At 60.2% G+C, this 24,841-nt stretch carries 22 protein-coding genes; 15 read left to right on the top strand and 7 right to left on the bottom strand.

From position 1 onward, the window contains the following. Positions 1-5 precede the first annotated feature (5 nt). The 3 genes from guaA to WC529_07390 are packed head-to-tail and all read right to left on the bottom strand — an operon-like array spanning position 6 to position 3,019. Positions 6-1,559: a glutamine-hydrolyzing GMP synthase gene (guaA, locus tag WC529_07400; GenBank protein MFA5114101.1), complete on the bottom strand. Its 1,554-nt coding sequence runs from the start codon at positions 1,557-1,559 to the stop codon at positions 6-8. Beyond that, positions 1,559-2,719 (bottom strand): GuaB3 family IMP dehydrogenase-related protein, encoded by a 1,161-nt coding sequence (locus tag WC529_07395; GenBank protein ID MFA5114100.1) that lies wholly within the window; start codon positions 2,717-2,719, stop codon positions 1,559-1,561. The genes guaA and WC529_07395 overlap by 1 nt, the downstream gene beginning before the upstream one ends. Beyond that, positions 2,720-3,019, bottom strand: coding sequence for a YgiT-type zinc finger protein (locus WC529_07390; protein MFA5114099.1), 300 nt, complete (start codon positions 3,017-3,019; stop codon positions 2,720-2,722). Between the two features lie 88 nt (positions 3,020-3,107). Between WC529_07390 and glyA the strand changes: the two genes are divergently transcribed. The 5 genes from glyA to WC529_07365 are packed head-to-tail and all read left to right on the top strand — an operon-like array spanning position 3,108 to position 8,600. After that, positions 3,108-4,355: a serine hydroxymethyltransferase gene (glyA, locus tag WC529_07385; GenBank protein MFA5114098.1), complete on the top strand. Its 1,248-nt coding sequence runs from the start codon at positions 3,108-3,110 to the stop codon at positions 4,353-4,355. A 16-nt stretch (positions 4,356-4,371) separates the two neighbouring features. Beyond that, positions 4,372-5,052, top strand: a complete 681-nt coding sequence (gene ftsE / locus WC529_07380; protein MFA5114097.1) for a cell division ATP-binding protein FtsE — start codon at positions 4,372-4,374, stop codon at positions 5,050-5,052. After that, on the top strand, positions 5,045-5,932 hold the full coding sequence (ftsX, locus tag WC529_07375) for a permease-like cell division protein FtsX (protein ID MFA5114096.1): 888 nt from the start codon (positions 5,045-5,047) through the stop codon (positions 5,930-5,932). The genes ftsE and ftsX overlap by 8 nt, the downstream gene beginning before the upstream one ends. 11 nt (positions 5,933-5,943) lie before the next feature. Then, a complete protein-coding gene (locus tag WC529_07370) occupies positions 5,944-7,287 on the top strand; it encodes a peptidylprolyl isomerase (protein ID MFA5114095.1) in 1,344 nt (447 codons plus the stop codon). 2 nt (positions 7,288-7,289) lie between these two features. Further along, a complete protein-coding gene (locus tag WC529_07365) occupies positions 7,290-8,600 on the top strand; it encodes a hypothetical protein (protein MFA5114094.1) in 1,311 nt (436 codons plus the stop codon). A 1-nt stretch (position 8,601) separates the two neighbouring features. Here WC529_07365 and WC529_07360 read toward each other — a convergent pair whose 3' ends face one another. Together WC529_07360 and WC529_07355 are read right to left on the bottom strand one after the other, a co-directional pair. Then, positions 8,602-9,990: a phosphoglucomutase/phosphomannomutase family protein gene (locus WC529_07360; protein ID MFA5114093.1), complete on the bottom strand. Its 1,389-nt coding sequence runs from the start codon at positions 9,988-9,990 to the stop codon at positions 8,602-8,604. Further along, positions 9,987-12,026 (bottom strand): penicillin-binding protein 1A, encoded by a 2,040-nt coding sequence (locus WC529_07355; GenBank protein MFA5114092.1) that lies wholly within the window; start codon positions 12,024-12,026, stop codon positions 9,987-9,989. The genes WC529_07360 and WC529_07355 overlap by 4 nt, the downstream gene beginning before the upstream one ends. Before the next feature lie 68 nt (positions 12,027-12,094). Between WC529_07355 and aroQ the strand changes: the two genes are divergently transcribed. From aroQ to folE, 7 genes are read left to right on the top strand one after another with little or no spacing between them, the layout of a single operon-like run. Continuing rightward, the gene (gene aroQ / locus WC529_07350) at positions 12,095-12,535 is read left to right on the top strand and encodes a type II 3-dehydroquinate dehydratase (GenBank protein MFA5114091.1); all 441 of its coding nucleotides are present in this window, start codon (positions 12,095-12,097) and stop codon (positions 12,533-12,535) included. Then, positions 12,532-13,206: a M24 family metallopeptidase gene (locus WC529_07345; protein MFA5114090.1), complete on the top strand. Its 675-nt coding sequence runs from the start codon at positions 12,532-12,534 to the stop codon at positions 13,204-13,206. Before aroQ ends, WC529_07345 begins: the two co-directional genes overlap by 4 nt. Before the next feature lie 4 nt (positions 13,207-13,210). After that, positions 13,211-13,882 carry a 2-C-methyl-D-erythritol 4-phosphate cytidylyltransferase gene (gene ispD, locus WC529_07340; protein ID MFA5114089.1) on the top strand — a complete coding sequence of 224 codons (672 nt, stop codon included), beginning with the start codon at positions 13,211-13,213 and terminating at the stop codon, positions 13,880-13,882. Between the two features lies 1 nt (position 13,883). Next, entirely contained in the window at positions 13,884-14,360 is a 477-nt protein-coding gene (locus tag WC529_07335) for a divergent PAP2 family protein (GenBank protein MFA5114088.1), read from the top strand. Then, complete coding sequence (gene dxs, locus WC529_07330) at positions 14,341-16,218, top strand: 1-deoxy-D-xylulose-5-phosphate synthase (GenBank protein MFA5114087.1); 1,878 nt, start codon at positions 14,341-14,343, stop codon at positions 16,216-16,218. Before WC529_07335 ends, dxs begins: the two co-directional genes overlap by 20 nt. Beyond that, positions 16,215-17,768: a formate--tetrahydrofolate ligase gene (locus WC529_07325; GenBank protein MFA5114086.1), complete on the top strand. Its 1,554-nt coding sequence runs from the start codon at positions 16,215-16,217 to the stop codon at positions 17,766-17,768. The genes dxs and WC529_07325 overlap by 4 nt, the downstream gene beginning before the upstream one ends. Next, positions 17,768-18,325, top strand: a complete 558-nt coding sequence (folE, locus tag WC529_07320; protein ID MFA5114085.1) for a GTP cyclohydrolase I FolE — start codon at positions 17,768-17,770, stop codon at positions 18,323-18,325. Before WC529_07325 ends, folE begins: the two co-directional genes overlap by 1 nt. On the opposite strand, the gene pgi is transcribed toward folE, so the two are convergent. Together pgi and WC529_07310 are read right to left on the bottom strand one after the other, a co-directional pair. Next, positions 18,318-19,871 (bottom strand): glucose-6-phosphate isomerase, encoded by a 1,554-nt coding sequence (gene pgi / locus WC529_07315; protein ID MFA5114084.1) that lies wholly within the window; start codon positions 19,869-19,871, stop codon positions 18,318-18,320. The genes folE and pgi overlap by 8 nt on opposite strands. Before the next feature lie 20 nt (positions 19,872-19,891). Beyond that, positions 19,892-21,517, bottom strand: a complete 1,626-nt coding sequence (locus WC529_07310) for a phosphoglucomutase, alpha-D-glucose phosphate-specific (GenBank protein ID MFA5114083.1) — start codon at positions 21,515-21,517, stop codon at positions 19,892-19,894. A 26-nt stretch (positions 21,518-21,543) separates the two neighbouring features. Here WC529_07310 and WC529_07305 point away from each other — a divergent pair, with 26 nt between their 5' ends. From WC529_07305 to WC529_07295, 3 genes are all read left to right on the top strand, one after another. Then, positions 21,544-22,275, top strand: coding sequence for a WecB/TagA/CpsF family glycosyltransferase (locus tag WC529_07305; protein ID MFA5114082.1), 732 nt, complete (start codon positions 21,544-21,546; stop codon positions 22,273-22,275). Positions 22,276-22,389: 114 nt separating this feature from the next. Continuing rightward, entirely contained in the window at positions 22,390-23,925 is a 1,536-nt protein-coding gene (locus WC529_07300) for a hypothetical protein (protein MFA5114081.1), read from the top strand. Between the two features lie 18 nt (positions 23,926-23,943). Further along, positions 23,944-24,834 (top strand): phosphoribosylaminoimidazolesuccinocarboxamide synthase, encoded by an 891-nt coding sequence (locus WC529_07295; GenBank protein ID MFA5114080.1) that lies wholly within the window; start codon positions 23,944-23,946, stop codon positions 24,832-24,834. The last annotated feature ends 7 nt before the right edge of the window (positions 24,835-24,841 follow it).

Genomic DNA, 24,841 nt, shown 5'->3' with positions numbered 1-24,841 from the left:
GCCGGTTATTCCCATTCGATGGTCGAGGGGGGCTTGCTGGAGATATCGTAGACTACCCGATTGACCTCGGGTGTTTCATTAACTATCCGGTTGGAGATCTTTTCCAGCAATTCGTAAGGCAAACGGGCCCAGTCGGCCGTCATCGCGTCGAGCGAGGTGACCGCCCGGATCGCGACCGTATTAAGGTAAGTCCGCTTGTCGCCCATCACGCCGACGGTGCGGATCGGCAGGAGGACGGCGAACGACTGCCAGATCTGCCGATAAAGACCGGCTTCTTTTATCTCCGAAACAACGATATCGTCGACCACCTGTAATATTTTGACCCGTTCCTCGGTCACTTCGCCGATGATCCTGATCGCCAGGCCGGGACCGGGGAACGGCTGGCGGGAAACGATATCTTCCGGCACGCCAAGCTCCTTGCCGAGGACGCGGACCTCGTCCTTAAAGAGGAGCCGGAGCGGCTCGATCAGTTTAAAACCCATCTTTTCCGGCAGTCCGCCGACGTTGTGGTGGGTCTTGATCTTCTTGGCGACCTTGCCGGTCGTCGTACCGGGAACGGCGCTCTCGATCACATCGGGATAGAGGGTCCCTTGAGCTAACCAGGGGATCTGGCCGAGCTTCTTGGCTTCTTCTTCGAACGTCCGGATAAAGTTCTCGCCGATGATCCTCCGTTTCTGTTCCGGATCAATGATCCCCTTGAGCTGGCCAAAGAACCTCTGGCCGGCGTTAATGTTGAGGAAATTCACCTTAAAGCGTTTGAGGAAGAGCTCATCGATCTTTTTCGCTTCGTTTTTCCGCATAAAACCCTGATCGATGAACATGCAGATCAGCTGGTCGCCGATCGCTTTGGAGATCAGGGCGGCAACGGTCGTCGAATCGACGCCGCCGGAAAGAGCCAGCAGGACCTTGTCCTTGCCGACCTTCTCGCGGATCTCCTTGACCTGCTCTTCGATGAAATTGGCCGTGGTCCAGGTCGGCTGGCAGCCGCAGATGATGTAAGCGAAGTTCTTGATGATCTCGATCCCTTTCGGGGTGTGGACGACTTCGGGATGGAACTGGACGCCGTAGATCTTTTTCTCCGGATCGCCGGCGGCGGCGTATTTGGTGTTATCGGTGTGAGCTAACTGTTTGAAGCCGGCCGGCAGGCCGACAACGGTATCGCCGTGGCTCATCCAGCACTGCAGCTGGCTGTCAAGACCGGCAAAGATGTTTGACTGGTCGTCGATCAAGAGATCGGCCTTGCCGTATTCCCGTTTCTGCCCCGGCTTAACTTCGCCGCCGAGCTCTTTCGCCATCAGCTGCATGCCGTAACAGATGCCGAGGACCGGAATGCCGGAGGTCCAGAGCTTTGGGTCGGCCTTAGGCGCGTCCTTTTCGTAAACGGAGGCGGGGCCGCCGGAAACGATGACCCCTTTGACGTTCCGCTTTTTCAGTTCTTCGACGGAGATATCGTGCGGGTAGACTTCGCAGTAGACGTTGCACTCCCTGACCCGGCGGGCGATCAACATCGAATATTGCGCGCCGAAATCGAGGACGACGATCAGGTCGTGCTGCGCCATTACTTGTACATTCCCAGCGACTGGGCTTTCTGGTAAACCTTCCCCTCGGTCATGATCGACGGGGCGATCACGACTTCCACCTGCTGCATCTCTTTTAACGTTGCCGCACCGAGCGTCCCCATCGAGGTCCGGAGGGCGCCGACAAAGTTCATCGAGCCGTCGTCGAACCGGGCCGGGCCGTGAATGATCTCTTTGAGCGGGCCGATCGTGCCGACCTTGATCCGGGAGCCGCGCGGCAGGGTCGGGGACGGGGTCGCCATCCCCCAGTGGAAACCACGGCCGGGCGCTTCGGTCGACTTGGCGATCGGCGAACCGATCATCACCGCGTCGGCGCCGCAGGCGATCGCCTTACAGATGTCGCCGCCCACCACCATGCCGCCGTCGGCAATGATGGGGACGTAAACGTTGTTCTCCTTGAAGTAAGAATCGCGGGCGGCCGCGCAATCGGAGATCGCCGTGGCCATCGGAATGCCGACGCCGAGCACGCCGCGCGAAGTGCAGGCGGCGCCCGGGCCGATGCCGACCAGGACGGCCGCGACGCCGGTCCCCATCAGCGTTAGGGCGACTTCGTAGGTGACGCAGTTGCCGACGATGACCGGGATCTTCATTTCCGTGCAGAACTTCTTGAGGTCGAGGACCTGGGAAGTTTTGGACTTATGCTTGGTCGAGAGAACGGTCGACTGGACGACGAAGATATCCGCTCCGGCGTCGCGGGCGATCGGGCCGAGCTCCAGCGCTTCCTGGGGGATCGACGAGACGGCGGCGAGGCCGCCGGCGGCCTTGATCTCCTTGATCCGCTTGACCACCAGCTCTTTTTTCGTCGGCTCCAGGTAAAGCTTTTGCATCAGCGGCACGTATTCTTCTTTCGGGACCGCGGCGATCTTCTCCAGCATCTTGTCCGCGTCCTCGTATTTCGCCCAAACGCCCTGTAAATTGAGGACCCCCAGACCGCCGAGCTTGCTCATGGCCACCGCGATCTTGGGGCTGACGACGCCGTCCATCGCCGAGGCGATGATCGGGATCTCGAACTTGCGCCCGCCGATCGTCACCGAAACGTCGGTATCCTCCGGGTTGATGGTGATGATCGAGGGACAGAGCGCGATCTCGTCGAAACCGTAAGCCCGCCGGGTCTTTTTGGCCTTGCCTAATTCGATATCCATTTACTTTTTCCTCGCTTTCTTGATCTTATTCTTGTCCTTGTTCTTGTCCTTGGCGGTCGCGATCATTTTTTCGAACTCGGCCATCAGCGGTTCCGGCACCCAGACCTCGCCGCACTCCTGGCAAACGTAGGCGGGGACCGATTCCATCATGTAGAGTTTGCCCCCCTGGTAATCTTCGAGGTTGACTTTTTCCAGCTCCAGCGGACCGCCGCACGCCTCACAAGCCTCCGGCTCTTCGCCCAAAAGCGACCGGTACTTTTCCAGGTCGTCGTCCTTTTTTTTCTGGTCGTTTTGCGTCATGACGGATTTGCGATTATACTATAATCCGCCCGGCTTGGCAAGAAAGCGCCGCGTGTGTTATACTTACGGCGGAAAGCGAGGAATAACCATGCATTTCAACATCGACAACGTCCGCCGCACCGACCCGGAGATCGCCGCCCTGCTGGATAAGGAGCTCGACCGCCAGCAGAACAACCTGGAAATGATCGCCTCCGAGAATTTTACCTCCCGCGCGGTGATGGAAGCGTGCGGCTCGGTCCTGACCAACAAATACGCCGAAGGTTATCCCGGCAAGCGCTATTACGGCGGCTGCGAGTTCGTCGACGTGTCCGAATCGATCGCCATCGACCGGGCCAAAAAGCTTTTTGGCGCCGACCACGCCAACGTCCAGCCGCATTCCGGCTCCCAGGCGAACTTCGCCGCCTACGTCTCCTGCGTCAAACCGGGCGACACGATCATGGGCCTCAACCTGTCGCACGGCGGGCATTTAACGCACGGGTCGCCGGTCAACGTCTCCGGCCTCTACTTTAATTTCGTCTCCTACGGCGTCCGCCAGGACACCGAAACGATGGATTTCGACCAGATCCGGTCGCTGGCCAGGGAAAATAAGCCCAAAATGATCGTCACCGGGGCGACCGCTTATCCCCGGACGATCGACTTCGCTAAGTTCCGCGAGATCTGCGACGAGGTCGGGGCGGTCCTGATGGTCGACATCGCCCACATCGCCGGGCTGGTCGCGGCCGGCATCCATCCGTCGCCGGTCCCGGTCGCGGAGATCGTCACTTCCACCACTCACAAGACCCTGCGCGGCCCGCGCGCCGGGTTGATCCTGTGCCAGGAAGCGTACGCCAAGCAGGTCGACAAAGCGGTGTTCCCCGGCATCCAGGGGGGACCGCTGGAGCACATCATCGCCGCCAAGGCGGTCTGCTTCAAGGAAGCGATGACACCAGAGTTCCGGCAATACCAGGTCCAGACGGTCAAGAACGCGCAGGCGCTGGCGGCGGGCCTGATCAAGAACGGCTTGCGGCTCGTTTCGGGCGGGACCGACAACCACCTGGTCCTGGTCGACTTGCGGCCGTTCAAGGTCACCGGCAAAGAAGCCCAGCCGGCGCTGGAAGCGGTCGGCATCACGGTGAACAAGAACACGATCCCGTTCGATCCGGAAAAACCGAGCGTGACCTCCGGCGTCCGGATCGGCACGCCGGCCCTGACGACGCGGGGGATGAAAGAGAGCGAAATGGCGCTGATCGCCGACCTGATCGCCCGGATCCTGCGCCACCCGGGCGACGAAAAGATCAAACTAGAGGTAAAGGAGCGGGTGCTGACGTTATGCCGGCAATTCCCCCTTTACCGGTAGAAAGACGAACTGATCAATGATCGAATTGACGAACGTTTTTAAAACTTACCACAGCGGGATCGAATCGCTGTACGACATCAATCTCCATATCGGCAAGGAAGAGTTCGTCTTCCTGGTCGGCTCGTCGGGGGCGGGGAAAACCACCCTGCTGAAGCTGGTCTACCGCGAGGAAAGGCCCACGGCCGGCAAGGTGGTCGTCGACCGGGTCAACGTCGCCGAGCTGGACGGCAACCAGGTCCCGTTCCTCCGCCGCAACATCGGCGTGGTCTTCCAGGACTTTAAGCTCCTCCCCAGGCGAACGGTCTTCGAGAACGTCGCCTTTGCCCTGCGCGTTACCGGCGCGCCGCGCTCAACCATCCGCCGCAAGGCGATGCAGGCGCTGGAGCTGGTCGGCATGCTCCGCCGGGTCAACTCTTTCCCCGACGAGCTCTCCGGCGGCGAAAAGCAGCGGGTCTGCATCGCCCGGGCGATCGTGAACAACCCGCCGATCCTTTTGGCCGACGAACCGACCGGCAACCTCGACCCGGCCACTTCCTGGGACATTTTGCAGCTCCTCGACAAGATCAACAAGCGGAACACGACCGTGGTGGTCGCCACGCACAACAAGAGCATCGTCGACGAGATGAAAAAGCGGGTCGTCGTGCTGGAGAACGGGCGGCTGATCCGCGACCAGCAGCTGGGGATGTACCATGTTTAGCAGCCTGGAGTTCTTTATCGTCGAAGCGTTCCGCTCGATCCGGCGGGGCGGCCTGATGACCTCCGTCGCGGTCGTCACGATCACCGTCTCCCTGACCATTTTCGGCACTTTCCTTCTCCTGATCCTCAACATGGGGAACATCGTCGGCGTCGTCTCTTCCCGGCTCGACCTGGTCGCTTATTCCCAAAAGGACCTCTCGCTCGACGAGGCGGCGGCCATTCAGGTCAAACTCTCCAAGCTGCCGGGCGTGGAGAAGGTCGATTTCACCTCCAAGACCGAGGCCTGGAACCGGTTCAAGGGCGATTTCGGCGGCAAGTTCGCCCTGGACGAAGTGATCCGCGAGAACCCGCTGCCGCACACCTTTGCCGTCCGCGTCCGCACCCCCGACCAGCTCCCCGACGTCGCCCGCACGGTCTCGAACCTGCCGGAGATCGACGAGGTCCGCTACAGCGGCCAGCTGATCAAGCAGATGCAATCGCTGGTCGGCGCGGTCCGCTTCGGCGGCCTCTCGCTGGTCATTCTCCTCTCGCTGGCCACTCTGCTGATCGTGGTCAACACGATCCGGTTGACCGTGCTGGCCCGCGAGACCGACATCTACATTATGAAACTGGTCGGCGCGACGAACAGTTTCGTCAAGTGGCCGTTCATGATCGAAGGGGTCATAATCGGCATCCTGGGCGGGCTGGCCGCTTTCCTGCTGCTGAAATTCTCCTACGATTCCACGGTCCTGCGCCTGTCGCAGGCGCTGCCGTTCCTGCCGCTCGTGACCGACCAGTTCCTGCTCGGGCTTATTTACACCGCCACGGTGATCGGCGGCATGTGCCTGGGGATCATCGGCGGCTACATTTCCGTCTCACGCGCGCTGAAGAACGAAGCATAGGAGGAAGTTAAATGTTAACCTGGTTAAGAAAGCACACAAAAACGATCATGATCGCCGTCGCGGTGGTGTTCGCCGGCTCGATGTTCTACGGCCTCGGTTTTTCCGGCCAGCAAGGCGGCTCGGGCGGGGGCGGCTCCAAAGGGATCGCCAAAGTTAACGGCCGGGAGATCGACCAGGTCCGCTACCAGGAACTGCTCAACCGGGTCGCCCAGAGCTTTGGCGGCGACATTTCCCCCTCCGACATGGCGATGATCGAGAACCTGACGCTGGGCCAGGCCATCGACTTCACTTTAATGGTGGAAGAAGCGCGGAAGAAGGTCAAGGTTTCCGGCTCCGAGATCGACGGCACGCTCGACCAGATCATGAAGCAGCAGCAGATCCCCTCGAAGCGGGAGCTGGAAGTCGCCCTGAAACGGCTCGGCCTGACGGTCGGCAAGTTCCGCGACCTGCTCCGCGACGACATCCTGCTCCAGAAATTCCAGCGGAAAATGCAGGAAGAGATCAAAGTGACGCCCGACGACCTGCGCGAGATCCGGGCCAGCCACATTTTGCTCAGCAACGAAGCGACCGCCAAGCTGGTCCTGGCCCAGCTCAAAGCGGGCGGCGATTTTGCCGCGCTGGCCAAAGCGTATTCGCGCGATCCCGGCTCGGCCGCCCAGGGGGGCGATCTCGGTTACTTCAAGACCGGCAGCATGCTCCCCGAGTTCGAGCGGGCCGTCCTGGCGCTTAAGCCGGGCGAGCTGAGCGGCATCGTGAAGACGCCGTTCGGCTACCACCTGATCAAGGTCGCCGATTCGCGGCTGCGGAAATTCTCCGTCCCCGACGCCCAGGTGGAGCAGCTCGTCCTGCGCGAAAAGCAGGAGAGCACGATGCGCCAGTGGTTCGGCAGCGTCAAGGCCAAGGCGAAGATCGAGGTCCTGAACCCGGCCCTGCGGGCGCACGATTACCGGTTCAAGGGGATGGCGCCGCTGGCCATAGCCGAATATAAAAAAGCGATCGCCCAGGACCCGGCCAATCCGTTCCTGCCGATCTACCTGGGGGACACTTACATGATGCTGGGGCGCAAGGACCTGGCGCTGGTCGAATACGAGAACGCGGTCAAAGTGCAGGGTGGTAATCCGGCACTATACCTGGTCTTAGGCAAGGCCTACGAAGCGGCCGGCGAGCGCAACCTGGCGGCAGAGCAGTACAAGAAAGCTTCGCTGGTCGCCGGCGACAGCCGCGACGTCCACGAGAAGCTGCTCAAGCTGTTCCAGCAGATGAAGCGCCCGGCGGAAGTCGCCCGGGAAAAAGCGGAGCTGCAGCGGATCGGCAAGAAAGAAGCGTTCGAGAAAGAACTGACCGGAGGTAAATAACCATGAACAAGCTGAGCGTTTTTGCGCTTTTGCTTATAATTATGGCCGTTATCTCCGCCGGCTGCGGCGGCGGAGGCGGAACACCGACCACCACAACCACCACTGCGGCCGTGACTACGACGACCACCGTCGCGACCACGACAACTACCGGCACTCCGGCCACTACGACCACTACTGCTGCCGGAACGACGACCACAACGGCGCCGGCCCCAACTACTACCACCACCACGGTCACGACCACTACCACGGCGGCGCCGACCACCACAACGACCGTGACCACCACCAGCACCACCGTAACGACGGCGGCTTTCACGATCATCGAGATCGATTCGATCAACGATGTCGGCAAATACACCAGTCTGGCGATCGACGGGAGCGGTTACGGGCATATCAGCTACTACGATGTGACGAACAGCGCTTTAAAATATGCGACAGACCTCGCCCTTTATCCCGGTTGGGGGGTAGAAACGGTCGCCAATTGGGGAACGATGGGGACCTATACCTCGATCGCCATCGATAACGACCAGAAGAACCGAATCAGCTGTTATCATGATACCGGCGTCAGAAATCGAACGGTTTGGGCAAGCGGTGAGGCGGGCAATTGGAGCGTGGCCACGGTTGAGGGGAGTAATAACACCGGCACGTATTCGAACATGGCAATCGATAGCGCCAATCGGCCGCACTGCGTTTATAAAGCCAACTTGGATGTCGGCCATCTTTGGGCTATCCCCGGCTGGATGTACGACACACCAACCGACGGAACGCCTGACAGCGGCAATGTCCTGGGCGGAATATCTTACCGGATAAAACTTGGGGCTCCCGATCGGCAGCATCTTTGTTACGTCAATTCTTCGAACCAACTGAAGTACACTTACGGCGATATCGACGACTCTTGGCTTGTCACTCCGATCCTGCTCAACGGCGGCGGGGCAGTCTACAGTGAAGACACCTCCCTGGCGGTTGACAACAACGGTAACGTCTACATTTCTTACGCGACCGCGACCGGGAAAATGATGGCAACGACCAACCTCTTCGGCGATTTTATCATTTCGACCGTCGAAGCGGGGAGCACTTTCACTTACAATTCGATCGCCGTAGCCAGTTCGAATGAAGTCTGCATCGCTTATTACGATTCGGTAGCCAAAGACCTGAAGTTCGCTCGCCGAAACTTTGACAGTTGGGACATAACTACGGTCGATTCAACGGGCGACGTCGGGCAATTCTGTTCGCTGGCGCTTAACGGCAGCAAAAAGGCCTGCATCAGCTATTACGACGCGACGAACGGGGACCTAAAGTACGCGGTCGAGCAGTAGTTTAACTGGCTAAAGCGAGCTGTTCGCCGGCGCCGAGGATCTGCTTCAGTTTGTCGGGGGTCCGGCCTTCGCAGTAGATCCGGAGCAGGGGTTCGGTGCCGGAAGCGCGGAAGAGGATCCAGCTCCCGTCCTCAAAATTGAACTTCAAGCCGTCCAGGTCCTCGATCTTCGTCACCTTTAAACCGCCGATCGCCTGGGGCGGCCGTTTCTTCAGCGCGACCACGGCCGTCTGCGCCTTGTCGGTGTGCAGGTCGATCCGGTCGTAATAGTAAAAGCCGTGCTCGGCCATCATCTCGTCCAGGATCTGCCCCAGGGTCTTCTTTTCGATCGCCATCAGCTCCAGCAGGGCCAACCCGGCCACCGTGCCGTCCCGCTCGGGGATAAAACCTTTCAGCGCCATGCCGCCGCTCTCTTCGCCGCCGAGCAGGATATCTTTTTCCAGGATCAATTTGGCGATGTACTTAAAACCGATCGGCGTCACCGTCAGCGGCAGGCAGTACGACTGGCACAGCTTGTCGATCAGGTTGGTCAGATTAAAGGTCTTCACCACTTCGCCGCTCCACTTCCGGTGCTTGACCAGGTGCCGCAGCAGGAGGCAAAAGATGTTGTGCGTGTTGATGAAGCGGCCGGTGGCGTCGATCGCCGCCAGGCGGTCCGCGTCGCCGTCGAGCACGATGCACACGGTCAGCTGGTCCGGATGCTGCAGCGCCGATTCCCGGACCAGGGAGAAAGATTCTTCCAGGTTGACGGGGAGCGGCTCGGGGTTGACCCCGCCGAACAGCGGATCGCGCCAGCCGCGGATCTCGGTAACCTTGATGCCGAGCTTTTGGAAGTTGCCGATCCCGCTGCCGTACATCGGATCGATCAGGATATTCAGGTTCGCCGCTTCGATCGCGGGCAAGTCCGCCAGCGTACTGACCTTTTTCAGGTAAGCGGGGTCGGGATCGAACAGGGTGATGTTCTTATCGGCAATGGTAAAGTATTGCGAGCTTTTCAGGTTCTGCTCCACCGCCCTGGTCGTTTCCGGAAAAGCGGAGCCGCCGAAACCTTCCTTGATCTTAAAGCCGTTCCATTCGGGCGGGTTGTGCGAAGCGGTGATCATGATGCCGGCGCCGAGGCCGAGGTTGTTGACCGTGAAAGAGAGCGTGGGCGAGGGGAGCGCATGCGCCATCAGCAAGGTCTTGAGGCCGGCGCCGGAACAGACCTCCGCCGCCGCCCGGGCAAAATCTTCCGACTGGAAACGATTGTCGTAGCCGACCGCGACCCCCTTGTCCGCCAACCCTTTCTCCTTGAGCAGGTCGACCAGCGCCTGGGTCACCAGCCGGAGGTTCTCGAAGGTGAACTCGTCGGCGATCCTGGCCCGCCAGCCGTCCGTGCCGAATTTGATCATTCGGTCGGCTCCTCGGCCGGTTCCTCGTCTTCGGTCGCTTCACCGGTCACCGGCTCGAGCTGGTCGCCCGGCTGGTGCAGGTCGCAGCTGCCGCCCGGCGCGTCTTTCTGCCAGAGCGTGGCGGCGCGGACCCGGTTAGGCGGGCAATTCGGCCCGGCCAGCTTGCCGCTGTCGAGGCAGAGCCGCACGGTAACTAACCCTTCCGGCTGCGGGAAATCGAGCACCGGCTGCCCGGCCAGGACGATCCGGTTATACGCCTGCCAGATCCGCGGGCAGATGGCGACCTCGGCGATCCCTTTCATCGGCGTATTGTTGTCGTTGCCGACCCAGACCCCGGTCACCAGCTGGGGGACGAACCCTTCGAACCAGGCGTCCTTGAAGTCCTGCGAAGTGCCGGTCTTGGCCGCCGCCGGCCGCTCGATCCGGCCGCGGACGCCGGTCCCCCGCGTCAGGACGCCTTTCATCATGTCGACCATGATCGCCGCCACGTTCTCGTCCAGCACGCGGCGCTCGATGTTCTTGTGGTTAAAAAGGGTCACGCCGTCGCGGTTCTCGATCTTGACGATGGCGGTCGGCTCGACCCGGATCCCGCCGTTGGCAAAAACGCCGAACGCCGAGGTCAGCTCCAGGATCGTCACTTCGGAAGCGCCGAGCGCCAGGGAGAGGCCCGGCTCCAACCGGCTTTTGATCCCCATTTTCTGGGCGACGTCGATCGCGCTCTGGATGCCGACCCGCTCCAGCAGCTTGATCGACGGGATATTGAGCGAACGCTCCAGCGCCTGCCGCATCGTGACCGCGCCGTGGAACTTCATATCAAAGTTGTTGGGCGACCAGGTGCCGCCCGGGTTCCAGCGGTTCGGCCAGACCTGGAAAGTGGTCTGGGTATCCTGCAAGATCTCGCCGGGCGAGATCCCTTGCTCGATCGCCGCGGTATAGACGAACGGCTTGAAAGAGGAACCGGGCGGGCGCTTGGCCTGCGTCACCCGGTTGAACTTGCTTTCGAAGAAATCGGCCCCGCCGACCAGCGCCTTAATGTAGCCGGTCCGCGGGTCGATGGAGACGAGCGCGGCCTGGGAAAAATTATACATCTTCCCTTCGGCGGAGATCGTCCGGGTGATGATCTCCTCGGCGGCCGCCTGCATCCGGCTGTCCAGCGAGGTGTAGACCTTGAGGCCGCCGTGGTAAACCAGCTCCTCGCCGTATTTATCCGTCAGCTCCTGCAGGACGTAGCTGATAAAGTAGGGGGCGATCTCCCCCAGGCTTTTCAGGTTTTTCGGCGAGAATTCGAGGCTGGCGATCGCCGCCAGCTTCCCTTCGCGCTCGTTGATCAGGCCGTGGTCGAGCATTTTATTGATCACGAAGATCTGGCGGAGCTTGGAACCCTTGAAATTGCGGTAAGGCGAGTAGAGCTCCGGCCCGCGGATCAGCCCGGCGATCATGGCCGATTCGGCCAGGTCGAGGTCCGCCGCGGTCTTGCCGAAATAAAGGTTGGCGGCCGATTCGATCCCGTACGCGTTGTGTCCCAGGTAAACCTGGTTCAGGTAGAGCTCCAGGATCTCTTCCTTGGTGTAGCGCCGCTCGATCTGCATGGCAATGAGCGCTTCCGCCAGCTTGCGGGTCAGCGTCTTCCTTTTATGTAAGAAGAGGTTCTTGGCCAGCTGCTGGGTGATGGTACTGCCCCCCTCCACGATCCGGCCGTAAGCGAAGTTCTTGATCCCGGCCCGGATGATCCCGTAAAAATCGAGCCCGTGGTGGCCGTAAAAGTTGGGGTCCTCGGTCGCGATCACCGCTTTCTGGAAGAACGGGGAGATCTTGGAGAGCGGCACCACCTGCCGGTTCTCTTCCTGGTGAAAGCGGGCCAGGACCTTGCCGTCGGCCGAAAAGAGGATGGTGCTTTCGCTCGGCAGGTAAGAATTAAGGACCTCGGTGTCCGGGAGCTGGACGATGATCTGCAGCGCCAGGCCGGCTAAAGCGGCCAGGACGATCAGAAAGATCAGCAGGAAGAATTTTTCCCGGCGGACCCGCTTTTTCGCCATGATTGAAAAATTATAGCATTTATGGTACATTTTGTCAGGCCTGCCTGTCGGTGGGCGGGGAGGCAAGTATGGCAACGAAAATCCTGATCATTCACGGGCCCAACCTGGCTCACTTGGGAGAGCGGGAAGTGGCCGTGTACGGCAATTTTACCCTGGCCGAGATCGACGAAAAACTCCGGGAACTGGCGAAAAACGAGGGTGTCGAACTGGACATCCGCCAGCTGGACGGGGAAGGGGAGATCGTCGAAGCGATCGGTAAGGCGCGCAAGGAGTGCCGGGCGCTGGTCATCAATCCGGGCGCTTACACCCATTACAGCGTGGCGATCCGCGACGCGATCGCCGGGGCCGGCCTGCCGACCGTCGAGGTCCACCTCTCCAACATCTACGCCCGCGAGGAATTCCGCCATAAATCGGTCATCGCGCCGGTCGCCGTCGGCCAGATCTCCGGTTTCGGCGTCAACAGCTACCTGCTCGGGTTAAAGGCCGCGCTCGCCTCCCTCAAGCAATGAAGCCCGCTCAGCGGCAGGCGATCAAGATAGCGTGCGCAGTCATGCGCGCGCTCCGGGTCAAGCCGGGGCAAACGGAGCGGCAGATCGCCGCCTGGATCACGCAGGAGCTGGCCGCCCGGGACGCCAAACCGTCGTTCCCGCTCATCGTCGCCGCCGGCCCGCGCTCTCTGGACCCCCACGCCCGGCCGACCAACCGGCGCCTGCGGGCCGGGGAGCAGGTGGTCGTCGACCTGGGAGCCAAATACCGGGGTTACTGCTCCGATCTCACCCGGACCTTCTTTATCGGCAAACCGACCGCCAAGTACGCGGCACTTTATGCTATGATAAAGGAGGCGCAGCGCCGGGCGATCAAGGCGGTCAAGGCCGGCGCTTATTGCCGGGAAGTCGATATCAGCGCCCGGGAGCATATTAAGCGCCTCTGTTTCCGTTCCTGCCGGATCAGCGAAAAGCTTTGCCCGGGCGATTGTTTCATCCACACGACCGGCCACGGGGTCGGCGTGAAGATCCACCAGCATCCGCGGATCTCGCTGAAGAGCCGGACCCGGCTCAAGGCGGGCATGGTCATCACGGTCGAACCGGGTATCTACCTGCCGGGCTGGGGCGGGATCAGGCTCGAGGACATGGTCCTGGTCACCAGGACCGGCTGTCAGCTTTTAACGAAAGGTTGTTAATAACATGAAAAACGTCGCGATCATCGTTGCCGGGGGGAAAGGGAAGCGGATGGGGGAGCCGAAACAGTTCCTGAAGCTGGGCGGTAAGCCGATGCTGGCCTGGACGGTCGACGTTTTCCAACGGACCAAGGCGATCAACGGCATTATCCTGGTCGTGGCCGAGGACCAGCTGCCGCTGGCTAAAAGGATCAAGGCCGACAAGATCATCGCCATCGTGCCGGGCGGCCGGGAAAGGCAGGATTCGGTCCGCAACGGACTGGCCGCCGTCCCCCAGGCAACCCAGATCGTGGTGATCCACGACGGAGCCAGGCCGGCCGTCACGCCCGACCTGATCAACAATACGCTCAAGGAGGTCCGGGATTGCGGCGCCGTGATCGTCGGCGTGCCGCTGAAGGACACCATTAAAAAGGTCCAGTACCACGGCCCCAAGATCATCGAGAGCGGCACGGTCGACCGGAGCGGCCTCTGGGCGGCGCAAACGCCGCAGACCTTCACGCTGCCGATCATCAAAAAGGCCTACGGCCAGCTCCGGGACAACGTGACCGACGACGCCATGGCGGTGGAGAAGCTCGGCATCAAGGTAAAAATGGTGATGGGGAGCTACGAGAACCTGAAGGTCACGACCCCGGAAGACCTCAGGATAATGGCCGTAATCTTGAAAGGAAGGAGCAAATAGCTTGTTTGACTTACTGGTCGCTTTTATACTCGCGCTGCTCGGCAATTTCACTTTCGTCGCCGTCACTATTTCCTGGTTCCTGGCCCAGTCGATCAAGGTCGTGATCTACTACTTTACCGAAGGGCACTGGAACTTCTGGCACTTTTTCGAGGCCGGCGGCATGCCTTCCGCCCATTCGGCCTCGGTCACTTCCCTGACGCTCGGGATCGGCCTGACGCAGGGGTGGAGCTCGCCGCTCTTTACCATTTCGCTGGTGTTCGCCCTGATCGTGATGTACGACGCGACCGGCGTCCGCCGGGCGGCCGGCAAGCAGGCCGAGATGCTGAACAAGATCATCGACGACATCTACGCCAACGGCAAGGTCCGGCTGGAAAAGCTCAAGGAGGTACTGGGCCACGATCCGATCGAGGTCTTCTGCGGCGCCGTCCTGGCCGTCGTCATTACCCTGATCACGCACTATGTCTACTTTACTCGATAAGATCAAACTGCCGGAAACGCTGCGCGAGCTCTCCACCAAACAGCTGGAGCAGGTCGCCGGGGAGATCCGCCAAAAGATCGTCGAGGTCACGTCCCGGACCGGCGGCCACGTCGCCTCCAGCCTGGGAGCGGTGGAGCTGACCGTCGCCCTGCACGCTTCTTTTGAAAGCCCGCGCGACAAATTCGTCTGGGACGTCGGCCACCAGGCCTACGCCCACAAGATCCTGACCGGCCGGCTCGCTTCCTTCGAGACCCTCCGCCAGGCCGGGGGGGTCTCCGGCTTCCCCAACCGGGCGGAAAGCCCCCACGACATCTTTACCGTCGGCCACGCGTCGACCTCCATCGCGCAGGCGCTCGGCCTGGTCAAGGCGCGCGACCTGGCGGGGGAAAAGCACGCGGTCGTCGCGGTGATCGGCGACGGCTCGCTGTCGGGCGGCCTGGCGTACGAAGCGATCAACAACGTCAACAACCTGGGGAGCAACATGATCGTGATCCTGAACGACAACGAAATGTCGATCAGCAAGAACGTCGGGGCGATCTCCAACTACCTGACGCAGGTCTCCACCAGCGGCGCCTATATCGAGCTGCGCAACCGGATCGAGAAACTGGTCAAAAAGATCCCGCGGGTCGGCATTTCGATGTTCGAAGCGGCCCGCAAGCTCAAGGACCGGACCAAGCATATCGTCGTCAGCTTTAAGGTCGACGTGATCTTCGAAGAGCTCGGTTTCAAGTATTTCGGCCCGATCGACGGGCATAATATCCCGTTGATCATGAGCACGCTCCACCACGCCCGCGAGGTACCCGGCCCGGTCATGGTCCACGTCCTGACCAAGAAGGGGAAGGGGTACCCGCCGGCCGAGAAAGACCCGACCCGGTTCCACGGCACCGGCCCGTTCGAGATCGGCTCCGGCAAGCCGCTGAGCGGCAACGGCAAGGTGACGTATACCCAGGCGTTCGGCAAGGCGCTCTACGACCTGGCCAAACAGGACAACAAGATCGTCGGCGTGACCGCCGCGATGCTCGACGGCACCGGCCTGGAGGAATTCGCCAACGCTTTTCCCAAACGCTTTTTTGACGTCGGGATCGCGGAAGAATACGCGGTCACTTTCGCCGGCGCGCTGGCCCGCGGCGGGTTCAAGCCGGTCGTCGCCATTTATTCCACCTTCCTGCAGCGCGCTTACGACGAGATCGTGCACGACGTCTGCCTGCAGAACCTGCCGGTCACTTTCGCCGTCGACCGGGGCGGGATCGTCGGCGAGGACGGCGCGACGCACAACGGGATCCTCGACCTGGCCTATCTCCGTTCGATCCCGAACATGACGGTCATGGCGCCGGGTGACGATGCGGAACTGGCGCCAATGCTCGGGTTTGCCGTTAACCATTCCGGCCCGATCTCCCTCCGCTACCCGCGGGGCTCGGCCCAGCTGATCGAGCGTAAATCGTCACCCGAGATCGCGCTCGGCAAGGGGGAGATCGTTTACCGGGCGCCGCTCCCCAGCTCCCAATCGCCGATCACCATCATTGCCGTCGGCTCCATGGTCGCGCCGGCGATCGAAGCGGCCAAACGTTTCGGCAACGGCCGGGTGATCAACGCCCGGTTCGTCAAACCGCTCGACCGGGAGCTGATCGTAAATAGTGCCAAAGATTCCGGCCTGCTCGTCACGGTCGAAGAGGGCGGCCTGGATGGCGGCTTCGGTTCGGCGGTCCTGGAACTGCTGGAACAGGAGCAGGTCAGCGTCAAAACGTTGCGGCTCGGCCTGCCGAGCGCTTTTATCGAGCACGGCCGGCGGGAAGACGTCCTGGCCAAATACGGGTTAACGGGCGAAGGGATCTACCAGCGGATCAAGGAAAAACTATGAAGACCGATATCGAGATCGCCCAGCAGGCGAAACTGAAGCTGATCGTCGACGTCGCCAAGCAAGCCGGGCTTAACCTGGCCGACGTCGAGCTGCACGGCTGCTACAAGGCCAAGATCAACCTCCAGGCCTTTAAGCACCTGGCCAAAGCCAAAGAGGGGAAGTTGGTCCTGGTCACCGCCATGACCCCGACGCCGCAAGGCGAGGGGAAGACGACCACCACGATCGGCCTGGCCCAGGCCCTGCCGAACTCCGTCGTCTGCATCCGCGAGCCTTCGCTCGGGCCGGTCATGGGGATGAAAGGGGGCGCGGCCGGCGGCGGCTACTCCCAGGTCCTGCCGATGGAGGATATCAATCTCCATCTGACTAGCGACATGCACATGGTCACCTCCGCCCATAATTTATTGACCGCCATGCTCTACAACCATATCCACCAGGGGAACGAGCTCGGCATTGATGAGAACCGGATCGTCTGGCGCCGGGTGATGGACATGAACGACCGCGCCCTGCGCGGCACGTTCGACATCACCGCCTCGTCCGAGGTCATGGCGATCCTCTGTTTAGCCAAAGACCTGGAAGACATGAAGGCCCGGCTCGGCCGGATCATCGTCGCCTACAACCGCCAGGGGAAACCGGTCACCGCCGCCGACTTGAAGGCGCAGGGGGCGATGGCGCTGCTGATGTTCGACGCGCTTAAACCGAACCTGGTCCAGACGATCGAAGGGGGCCCGGCCTTTATCCACGGCGGCCCGTTCGCCAATATCGCCCACGGCTGCAACACCCTGATCGCCACCCGGCTGGCGCTGAAGCTGGCCGATTACGTCATTACCGAGGCCGGGTTCGCCACCGACCTGGGAGCGGAAAAGTTCTTTGACATTAAATGCCGGGCGGCCGGCCTCCAGCCGTCGGCCGCCGTCCTGGTCGTCACCAAACAGGCGATCGAGCGGCACGGCTACGCCAACGTCGCCAAGCACGTCGGGAATTTACAGCTGTTCGGCGTCCCGGTCGTCATCGCGGTCAACCGCAAGGCGAACGACACCGACCAGGAGATCGCCGCGATCCTGGCGGAATGCGCGGGGCTCGGCGTGCCGGCCGAAGAATCCGACGTTTGGGCCAAGGGGGGCAAGGGGGGGAAAGCGCTGGCCAAAGCGGTCGCCCAGGCGGCTGCCGGCCCGTCCAGCTTCAAACCGCTTTACGACCTCGGTTTACCGCTCAAAGACAAGATCGAGCTGATCGCGACCAGGATCTACGGGGCGGACGGGGTCGACTACACGGCCAAAGCGCAGGCCGATCTCGCCTTGCTGGCCGAGAACGGCTTGAGCAACGTGCCGGTCTGCATCGCCAAAACGCAATATTCGCTCAGCGACAACCCGAAAGTCTACGGCCGGCCCCAGGGCTTTAGAATAACCATCCGCGAACTGAAACCGTCGGCCGGGGCGGGGTTCGTCGTCGCGCTCGCCGGCGACATCATGACGATGCCGGGCTTGCCCAAGCACCCCGCGGCCGAGAACATGGACGTCACGGCCGACGGCAAGATCACGGGGCTATTCTAATGATCAACCAAAAGAAAATAGAAAAAGCTGTCCGGGAAATCTTACAGGCTATAGGAGAAGATCCCGACAGAGAAGGCCTTAAGGAAACCCCTAAACGCGTGGCCGCCTTATATGCCGACCTCTTCTCCGGTCTGGCGGTCGATCCCGGCCGGGAACTGACGCTCTTCCAGCAGGGCGAGCACGAAGAGATGGTGATGTTAAAAGACATCCCGTTCTACTCGATCTGCGAACACCACCTCGTCCCGTTCGTCGGCCGGGCGCACGTCGTCTATATCCCGACCAAGGGGCGGATCACCGGCCTCTCCAAGCTGATCCGGGTCGTCGAAGGTTACGCCAAGCGGCCGCAGGTCCAGGAACGATTGACCAGCGAAGTGGCCGATTGTTTAATGGCTAAGCTGAAGCCGCAAGGCGTCCTGGTCGTGATCGAAGCGGAGCATCTCTGCATGTCGATGCGCGGGGTTAAAAAGCCGGGAACGAAAGCGGTCACCTCCGCCGTGCGCGGTATTTTTCAGCGGGATGCCAAGGCTCGCTCCGAGGCCCTGGCCCTGATCAAGTAGGCAGTTTCCCCTTTATAAAAGCCATCAGCAATTCAGCCGTCGACTGGTTCAAGCCCTGGACGTTGAGCCGGCCGGTCTGGCGCGCTTCCAGGATCCGGTTCCGGTGCTCAACCCCGAGCTTCTTCCCGAGTTCGACCCCGAACTGGTCGAAACTGTTGATCCCCCAGATAAAACCTTTGGCCGCCGCCCGGTGTTCGGTCCAGGCCAGCAGTAATCCGGCGGTGAACGGGGTCAATTCTGATAATAATAATGAACTGGACGGGCGGTTCCCCGGAAAGTTCTTCGGCAGGTAATCGTCTTTTTTCCCGAACGCCAAAGCGTCGGGTTGGGCAAAGAAGTTGGTCATCAGCTCTTCGTGATGGGTCACTGAGGTCGGTGACGCTTCGCCGAGGGGGTATTGCGGCTTGATAAAACCGATAAAGTCGCACGGGATGATCTGGGTCCCCTGGTGCAGCAGCTGGTAGAACGAGTGCTGGCCGTTCGTTCCCGGTTCGCCAAAGACTACCTCGCCGGTATCGTATCTGACCGGCTTCCCTTCGCTATCGACCAGCTTGCCGTTGCTCTCCATTTCGACCTGCTGGGTGTGGGCCGGCAGTCTGCCCAGGGACTGGAAGTAGGGGAGCAAGGCCCTCGTCTTGTAGCCCATAAAGTTGATGTTCCAGATATCGAGCACGGCGGAGAGGACCGGGATGTTCTCTTCGAACGCGGCGTGCAGGAAATGGGTATCCAGCCACCGGGCCCCGTCGAGTATTTTGGCAAAGTTATCGTAACCGAGATAAAGCGCGAGCGGCACGGCGCCGACCGCCGACGTGGCGCTGTAGCGCCCGCCGACCCAGTCCCAAAAACCGAACATGTTCGCCGGGTCGATCCCGAACGCCTTGACCTTGTCGGCCGCCGTGGAAACGGCGATAAAATGTTGCTTGATGACCTCGGGTGAAGCGCCGAGCGCTTTCCGCATCCAGGCCTTGGCCGTCTCCGCGTTCTTCATCGTCTCGGCGGTGGTGAAAGTCTTGGAAATGATGATCACCAGCGTATCTTTCGGGTCCAGTCCCGCCGTTTTCCGGGCGAAGTCGGTCCCATCGACGTTCGCCACAAAGCGCAGTTTCTTGCCGGGCAGGGCGTAAGGGGCGCACGCTTCGGCCAGGTATTCCGGGCCGAGATAAGAGCCGCCGATCCCGATCGCGACGAGATTGTTCAGCTTGTTCTGCGCGGCGAACGCCTTGACCTGCGCCAGGACCTCTTTGACCTCGGGGTAGCGGTCCGGATCGCGCAGGGCGACGTGGAGGACGGCGCGCCCTTCGGTGACGTTGATCTTCTCGCCCTTGAACATCGCCTTGATCTTGGACCGGAGGCCGGTCGCTTCGGCCAGGCGGAGCAGGAGAGTGACGGCGGTCTCATCCACCAGTTGGCGGGAATAATCGTAATAGAGGTGCGGGGTCTTGACGCAGCGGCGGGCGAACAGCCCTTTCAGGTCGGCCGCTAACCCTCTCCGGTGGCGGCAAAGCGCTTGATATTCGTCGGTCTGGTCGAAATTTGCTCCTGACATCAAGGAGCATTATAACAGACTTACGCTTTTTCCCCAAATATCAGCGCCGGCGCTTCCGCCTGGAGCCGGGCCAGCAGCGCTTCGCCGCTCCAGCTTTCCAGGTAGAGCTTCATTTTCGGCTCGGTGCCGGAGGGACGGATGGCGAACCAGGAACCGTCTTCCAGGATGACCTTAACGCCGCCCATCGGCGCGCCGTTGCCCGGCGCCTTGGTCAGGACGCTGACGATCTTCAGGCCGGCAACCTGGCCGGTGATCTTAGCGGGATCGAGCGCTTTGAGCGCCGCTTTCTGCTCGTCGGTGATCGGGCCGTCGACCCGTTTGTAGAGCGGGTTGCCGTATTGCTTGACCAGCACGTCGCGGTAGATCTGCGACGGGGTCTGGCCCGTCTTCGCCAGGATCTCGGCCGAGAGGAGGGCAAGAGCAAAACCGTCCTTATCGGTCGTCCAGGTCTGGCCGTCCAACTGCAGGAAAGATGCTCCGGCGCTCTCTTCGCCGCCGAACGCCAACCAGCCTTCGCTCAAACCGGGGACGAACCATTTGAAACCGACCGGCACTTCGTAGAGCTCTTTGCCGAGGCCGGCGACGACCCGATCGATCATGCTGCTGCTGACCAGCGTCTTGCCGACTTTCAGGTTGGCGGGCCAGTTCGGCCGGTTCTGCATCAGGTACCAGATGGCGACCGAGAGATAGTGGTTCGGGTTCATCAGGCCGTCGGGGGTGACGATCCCGTGCCGGTCGAAATCGGGATCGTTGCCGAAGGCGATAGCGAACTTGTCTTTCAGGCCGATCAGGCCGGCCATCGCGGCGGGGGAAGAACAATCCATCCGGATCGTCCCGTCGGAGTCGACCGTCATGAAGCCGAAGGTCGGGTCAACCTCTTTGTTGACGACGGTGATGTCCAGGCCGTACATTTTCGCGATCGGCTCCCAGTAGTGGACGCCGGAGCCGCCGAGCGGGTCGGCGCCGATCCGGACCTGGCCGGCCTTGATCGCCGCCATGTCAACGACCCGGCCCAGGTCGCCCGAGAACGCGCCGACAAAATCGCGCCGCTGCACCCGGCTGCTCGCTTCCGCGAACGACGTCATTTTGACCCGTTCGTTCTGGAAGGTGAGGTATTCGTTCGCTTTCCCCTCGATCACTTTGGTGACGTCGGTGTCGGCCGGGCCGCCGTGCGGCGGATTGTACTTGAAGCCGCCGTCGGTCGGGCCGTTGTGAGACGGCGTAATGACGATCCCGTCCGCCAGCTCGGCGCTGCCGGCCGCTTGGCGCCGGTTATGGTTGATGATCTGCCGGGAAATGACCGGGGTCGGCGAGAACTCGTCGTTAACGTTGCTGACCACTTTAACGTCATTGGCGACCAGGACCTCGAGCGCGGTCTTAAAGGCCGGGTAGGAGAGCGCGTGGGTGTCAAAACCGATGAAGAGCGGCCCGGTGATCTTCTGCGCTTTGCGGTAATCGCAGATCGCCTGGGTGATCGCCTGGATATGCTGCTCGTTGAACGAGCCGTTCAGCGACGTTCCCCGGTGGCCGGAGGTGCCGAACTCGACCCTTTTCCGCCACTTAACCGAGTAGTAAGCGGCAACAAGCTCTTTTATATCTACCAGAGTTTCTTTCGGCGCCTGTTTGCCGGGAATTCTTTCTGCCATAAAAATATTGTATACTATTTACCGTAATGGTTAAAGGGACAATGGCCATAGTTGATCTCGCCGGTATAAAAGTCGACAACGTCACGCTGGAGGAAGCGGCCGCCAGGGTAGAAATGCTGATCGCCACGAACAAGCCTCAGCTGATCGCTACGCCGAACCCGGAAATGATCGTCGCCTCCCAGACGGACGCGGAGCTCAAGGCGATCCTGAACGGTGCCGCCCTCCGCGTGCCGGACGGGATCAGCATGGTCGTCGTCGCCCGGATCCTCGGAACGCCTTTGCAAGAGCGGGTCAGCGGGATCGACCTGATGCTGAAGTTGGCCGAGATTAGCGCCGAAAAAGGGTACAAAGTCTTCCTAGCCGGCAGCGCTGCCGGTGTGGCCGACGAAGCAGCCCGGCAACTGAAAAAACGTTTTCCCAGCCTGCAGGTGGTCGGCACCTATCACGGTTATTTCGGCGGTGACGATTCGGAACTGCTCAAGCTGATCCTTGACGCGGGCCCCGATCTCCTCTTTGTCGGGCTGGGGGCGGGGCGGCAGGAAAAGTGGCTGGATCGTCACCTGGCGGAACTGAAGTGCGTCGGCATGGGGATTGGCGGCAGTCTCGACGTCATCTCCGGCCGGAAGAAAAGGGCCCCCCGCTGGACGCAAGTTTTGTACATTGAATGGTTATACCGTTTAGTGACCGAGCCGCAGCGCTGGAAAAGGCAGCTGGCCTTGCCGCAATTCCTCTATCTGACATTGCTGAAAAAATTGTAAAGGGCTAAGACTTAAGTGCAACGATATTTATGGAATAATCGCTTTAAGATTTTGGCCGGCGTTGTTTTCTCCGTAATTTGCCTGCGCTTTGTATTTCAGAGCAAGAGTTACTTTATGTTAAGCATGTCCGACGAGAGTTCTTACCTCTTCCTGGGGGTAAAGCTCCTCAGCCTGGGATTTCCGGCAGCCAGCTGGGGACCGCTCTATGCGCTCTGGTATTATCTCCTCTCTCTGTTCCAGCCGGCCCCGCTCGAACTGTATTTTTTGAGCGCCGCCCTGATCGCCGCCGGCCTGCCGATCGCGCTTTTCCTTTTGGCGCTTTCCCTGGACATCCCGCTGAGCGTGGCGCTGCTCATTGCGCTTGGGTTTCTGACCTCGATGTTCAATTTCCCGGTTTATCCAAAAGTCACCAACTTCGCCTTTATTTTTATTTGCCTGACACTGGTCGCGGCCAAACGCCTGCCGTCCGCGCTCGCGGCTTTTGCCGTGCTCGCTCTCGGCGCGCTGATCGCCGCGTATATCCGGCCCGAATACAGCCTGGCGCTGGTTATCTTTTTGGCGATCGTCCTGTTTCTGGTCATCGGTCGCTTAGCCAAACGGCAAAGGCTCGGCCGGATCGAAGCGCTGGCCCTGGCGCTGCTGTTTGTCTCGGGAGTTTTGTTTATTTTCCGGTTCGGGATCCCGATCGGCGACCGGAGTTTTGTCGCTTTTGGCCAGCACTTTCAGATAAATCACGCAAACTGGAAAAAAACCGGGCCGATCCCTTTCGGTGACTGGCAGAGCACCACCCGTCACTATTTCGGAAAGGCCGATTCGATCTGGACCGCCTGGCTTAACGCTCCCGGGGCAGTCGCCAAACATATTCAAACGAATGTCGTTAACACCCCGGTCAGGGCGATCCGCCCCTTTATTTACAACAGCTTACAGGCGCCGGCCCGGTACAATAAGCTGGTCCGCCGCCTCAACGCCTTGCTCTTGCTGGGGGTAACGATCTATGCCGTTTTAGGCCGCAGGCGATGGATGGCCAAGGCCGGGGTGAACTGGCGCGATAACCGAACGATCATCATCGGCCTGGCTGTATTCTCCCTACCGCCGCTGCTCTCCTGCCTGATAATTTATCCTAGGTTTCACTATCTTGTCCTTTTAAACTTACCTTTGGTCCTGATCATCGCCTTGTTTTTGACCGGAAAAACGGTCAATGAACAATGGGATACGGCTATCTGCGCTATCCTGTTGTGCCTGCTCCTCATCATTAATCCGGTGATAAGTAAACAGAGCGAATACGGGAGGAGGGCGCTGCGCAATAACAATATGTTGACCACGATGATCGCCGAAATGACTTCATTGGCCGGCGGCAGGGAGGCTAACTTCCTCGCGACAGGGCAATTTGACAGTTTTTTGGGGGCCAATCTGAAATATGTTGACGTCGACTCAAAGGAAGCGGTCTCTTTCCCTCTTTTTATCCGGGCAAGGAACATCAGGCTAATAGTGGTCAATTACAACCTGAAAAACAGTCAGGCTTATAAAAGCGATCCCAGCTTCAGCCGTTTCCTCGATCATCCCGAGCTTTTCGGTTTTAAAAGGCTAACGATCGAGAACAGTCGGGACTACATTTTGTACGATCAAGCCTTTCTCAAATCACGCAAATAATGATATAATCCCCAGTGAATGAGCGAAGTTTTACTGGAGATCGATCTGCCCGGGATCAAGCCCTTTAAAAAAGGGAAAGTCCGCAACGTCTTTGACCTGGGCGATTCCTTGCTTTTGGTCGCTTCCGACCGTATTTCCGCCTTCGACTCCGTCATGCCGAACGGGATACCGGACAAAGGGGCCATTCTGACCCAGATCTCGCTCTTTTGGTTCGACTTCACCCGGAACATCATCAAGAACCATATTATCGAGTCCGACGTCGATAAATACCCCCAGCAGCTCCTCCCGTTCAAGGATAAGCTGGCCAAGCGGTCGGTGATCGGCAAAAAGGCCGAACTGATCCCGGTCGAATGCGTCGTCCGCGGCTATCTCTCCGGCTCCGGCTGGAAAGACTACCAAAAGACGCAATCGATCTGCGGGATCAAGCTGCCGGCCGGGCTGAAAGAGTCGTCCCAGCTCCCCGAACCGATCTTTACCCCGACGACCAAGGCGGAGCAGGGGCACGACCTGAACATCACCTTCGAACAGGTCGTCGATCAGGTCGGTAAAGAGACCGCCAACACCATCAAAGAAAAAACGATCAAAGCTTATCAATCCTGCGCCGAATATGCCGACAAGAAGGGGATCATTATCGCCGACACCAAGTTCGAATTTGGCTTCCATGGCGGCGAGATCATCATTATCGACGAAATGCTGACCCCCGATTCGTCCCGCTTCTGGCCTAAGGACCTTTATAAAGTCGGCCGGTCGCAACCGAGCTACGACAAGCAGTTCCTGCGCGATTACCTGGAATCTATCGGCTGGGACAAGGAACCCCCGGCCCCGAAACTACCCGAGGAGGTGGTGCAAAAGACCAGGGAAAAGTATCTAGAGGCTTACAAGAAATTAACCGGGAAAGCGTCTCTCTAAAGGAGGA

The organism is Candidatus Margulisiibacteriota bacterium, from assembly GCA_041650855.1.
Classification (GTDB): domain Bacteria; phylum Margulisbacteria; class WOR-1; order O2-12-FULL-45-9; family XYB2-FULL-48-7; genus JALOPZ01.
Note: the sequence above shows the minus strand (reverse complement) of the source record. Positions and strands in the feature narration are given on the sequence as shown.

What these genes read in the sequence shown, in the direction of transcription:
- WC529_07295 (MFA5114080.1), top strand. Translation starts at nt 23,944, where the DNA reads ATGAGCGAAGTTTTACTGGAGATCGATCTGCCCGGGATCAAGCCCTTT.
- WC529_07370 (MFA5114095.1), top strand. Translation starts at nt 5,944, where the DNA reads ATGTTAACCTGGTTAAGAAAGCACACAAAAACGATCATGATCGCCGTC.
- WC529_07305 (MFA5114082.1), top strand. Translation starts at nt 21,544, where the DNA reads ATGGTTAAAGGGACAATGGCCATAGTTGATCTCGCCGGTATAAAAGTC.
- guaA (MFA5114101.1), bottom strand. Translation starts at nt 1,559, where the DNA reads ATGGCGCAGCACGACCTGATCGTCGTCCTCGATTTCGGCGCGCAATAT.
- aroQ (MFA5114091.1), top strand. Translation starts at nt 12,095, where the DNA reads ATGGCAACGAAAATCCTGATCATTCACGGGCCCAACCTGGCTCACTTG.
- WC529_07390 (MFA5114099.1), bottom strand. Translation starts at nt 3,019, where the DNA reads ATGACGCAAAACGACCAGAAAAAAAAGGACGACGACCTGGAAAAGTAC.
- WC529_07310 (MFA5114083.1), bottom strand. Translation starts at nt 21,517, where the DNA reads ATGGCAGAAAGAATTCCCGGCAAACAGGCGCCGAAAGAAACTCTGGTA.
- ftsX (MFA5114096.1), top strand. Translation starts at nt 5,045, where the DNA reads ATGTTTAGCAGCCTGGAGTTCTTTATCGTCGAAGCGTTCCGCTCGATC.
- WC529_07300 (MFA5114081.1), top strand. Translation starts at nt 22,390, where the DNA reads ATGTTAAGCATGTCCGACGAGAGTTCTTACCTCTTCCTGGGGGTAAAG.
- WC529_07360 (MFA5114093.1), bottom strand. Translation starts at nt 9,990, where the DNA reads ATGATCAAATTCGGCACGGACGGCTGGCGGGCCAGGATCGCCGACGAG.
- pgi (MFA5114084.1), bottom strand. Translation starts at nt 19,871, where the DNA reads ATGTCAGGAGCAAATTTCGACCAGACCGACGAATATCAAGCGCTTTGC.
- ispD (MFA5114089.1), top strand. Translation starts at nt 13,211, where the DNA reads ATGAAAAACGTCGCGATCATCGTTGCCGGGGGGAAAGGGAAGCGGATG.
- folE (MFA5114085.1), top strand. Translation starts at nt 17,768, where the DNA reads ATGATCAACCAAAAGAAAATAGAAAAAGCTGTCCGGGAAATCTTACAG.
- WC529_07365 (MFA5114094.1), top strand. Translation starts at nt 7,290, where the DNA reads ATGAACAAGCTGAGCGTTTTTGCGCTTTTGCTTATAATTATGGCCGTT.
- WC529_07345 (MFA5114090.1), top strand. Translation starts at nt 12,532, where the DNA reads ATGAAGCCCGCTCAGCGGCAGGCGATCAAGATAGCGTGCGCAGTCATG.
- WC529_07325 (MFA5114086.1), top strand. Translation starts at nt 16,215, where the DNA reads ATGAAGACCGATATCGAGATCGCCCAGCAGGCGAAACTGAAGCTGATC.
- WC529_07355 (MFA5114092.1), bottom strand. Translation starts at nt 12,026, where the DNA reads ATGGCGAAAAAGCGGGTCCGCCGGGAAAAATTCTTCCTGCTGATCTTT.
- WC529_07395 (MFA5114100.1), bottom strand. Translation starts at nt 2,719, where the DNA reads ATGGATATCGAATTAGGCAAGGCCAAAAAGACCCGGCGGGCTTACGGT.
- dxs (MFA5114087.1), top strand. Translation starts at nt 14,341, where the DNA reads ATGTCTACTTTACTCGATAAGATCAAACTGCCGGAAACGCTGCGCGAG.
- glyA (MFA5114098.1), top strand. Translation starts at nt 3,108, where the DNA reads ATGCATTTCAACATCGACAACGTCCGCCGCACCGACCCGGAGATCGCC.
- ftsE (MFA5114097.1), top strand. Translation starts at nt 4,372, where the DNA reads ATGATCGAATTGACGAACGTTTTTAAAACTTACCACAGCGGGATCGAA.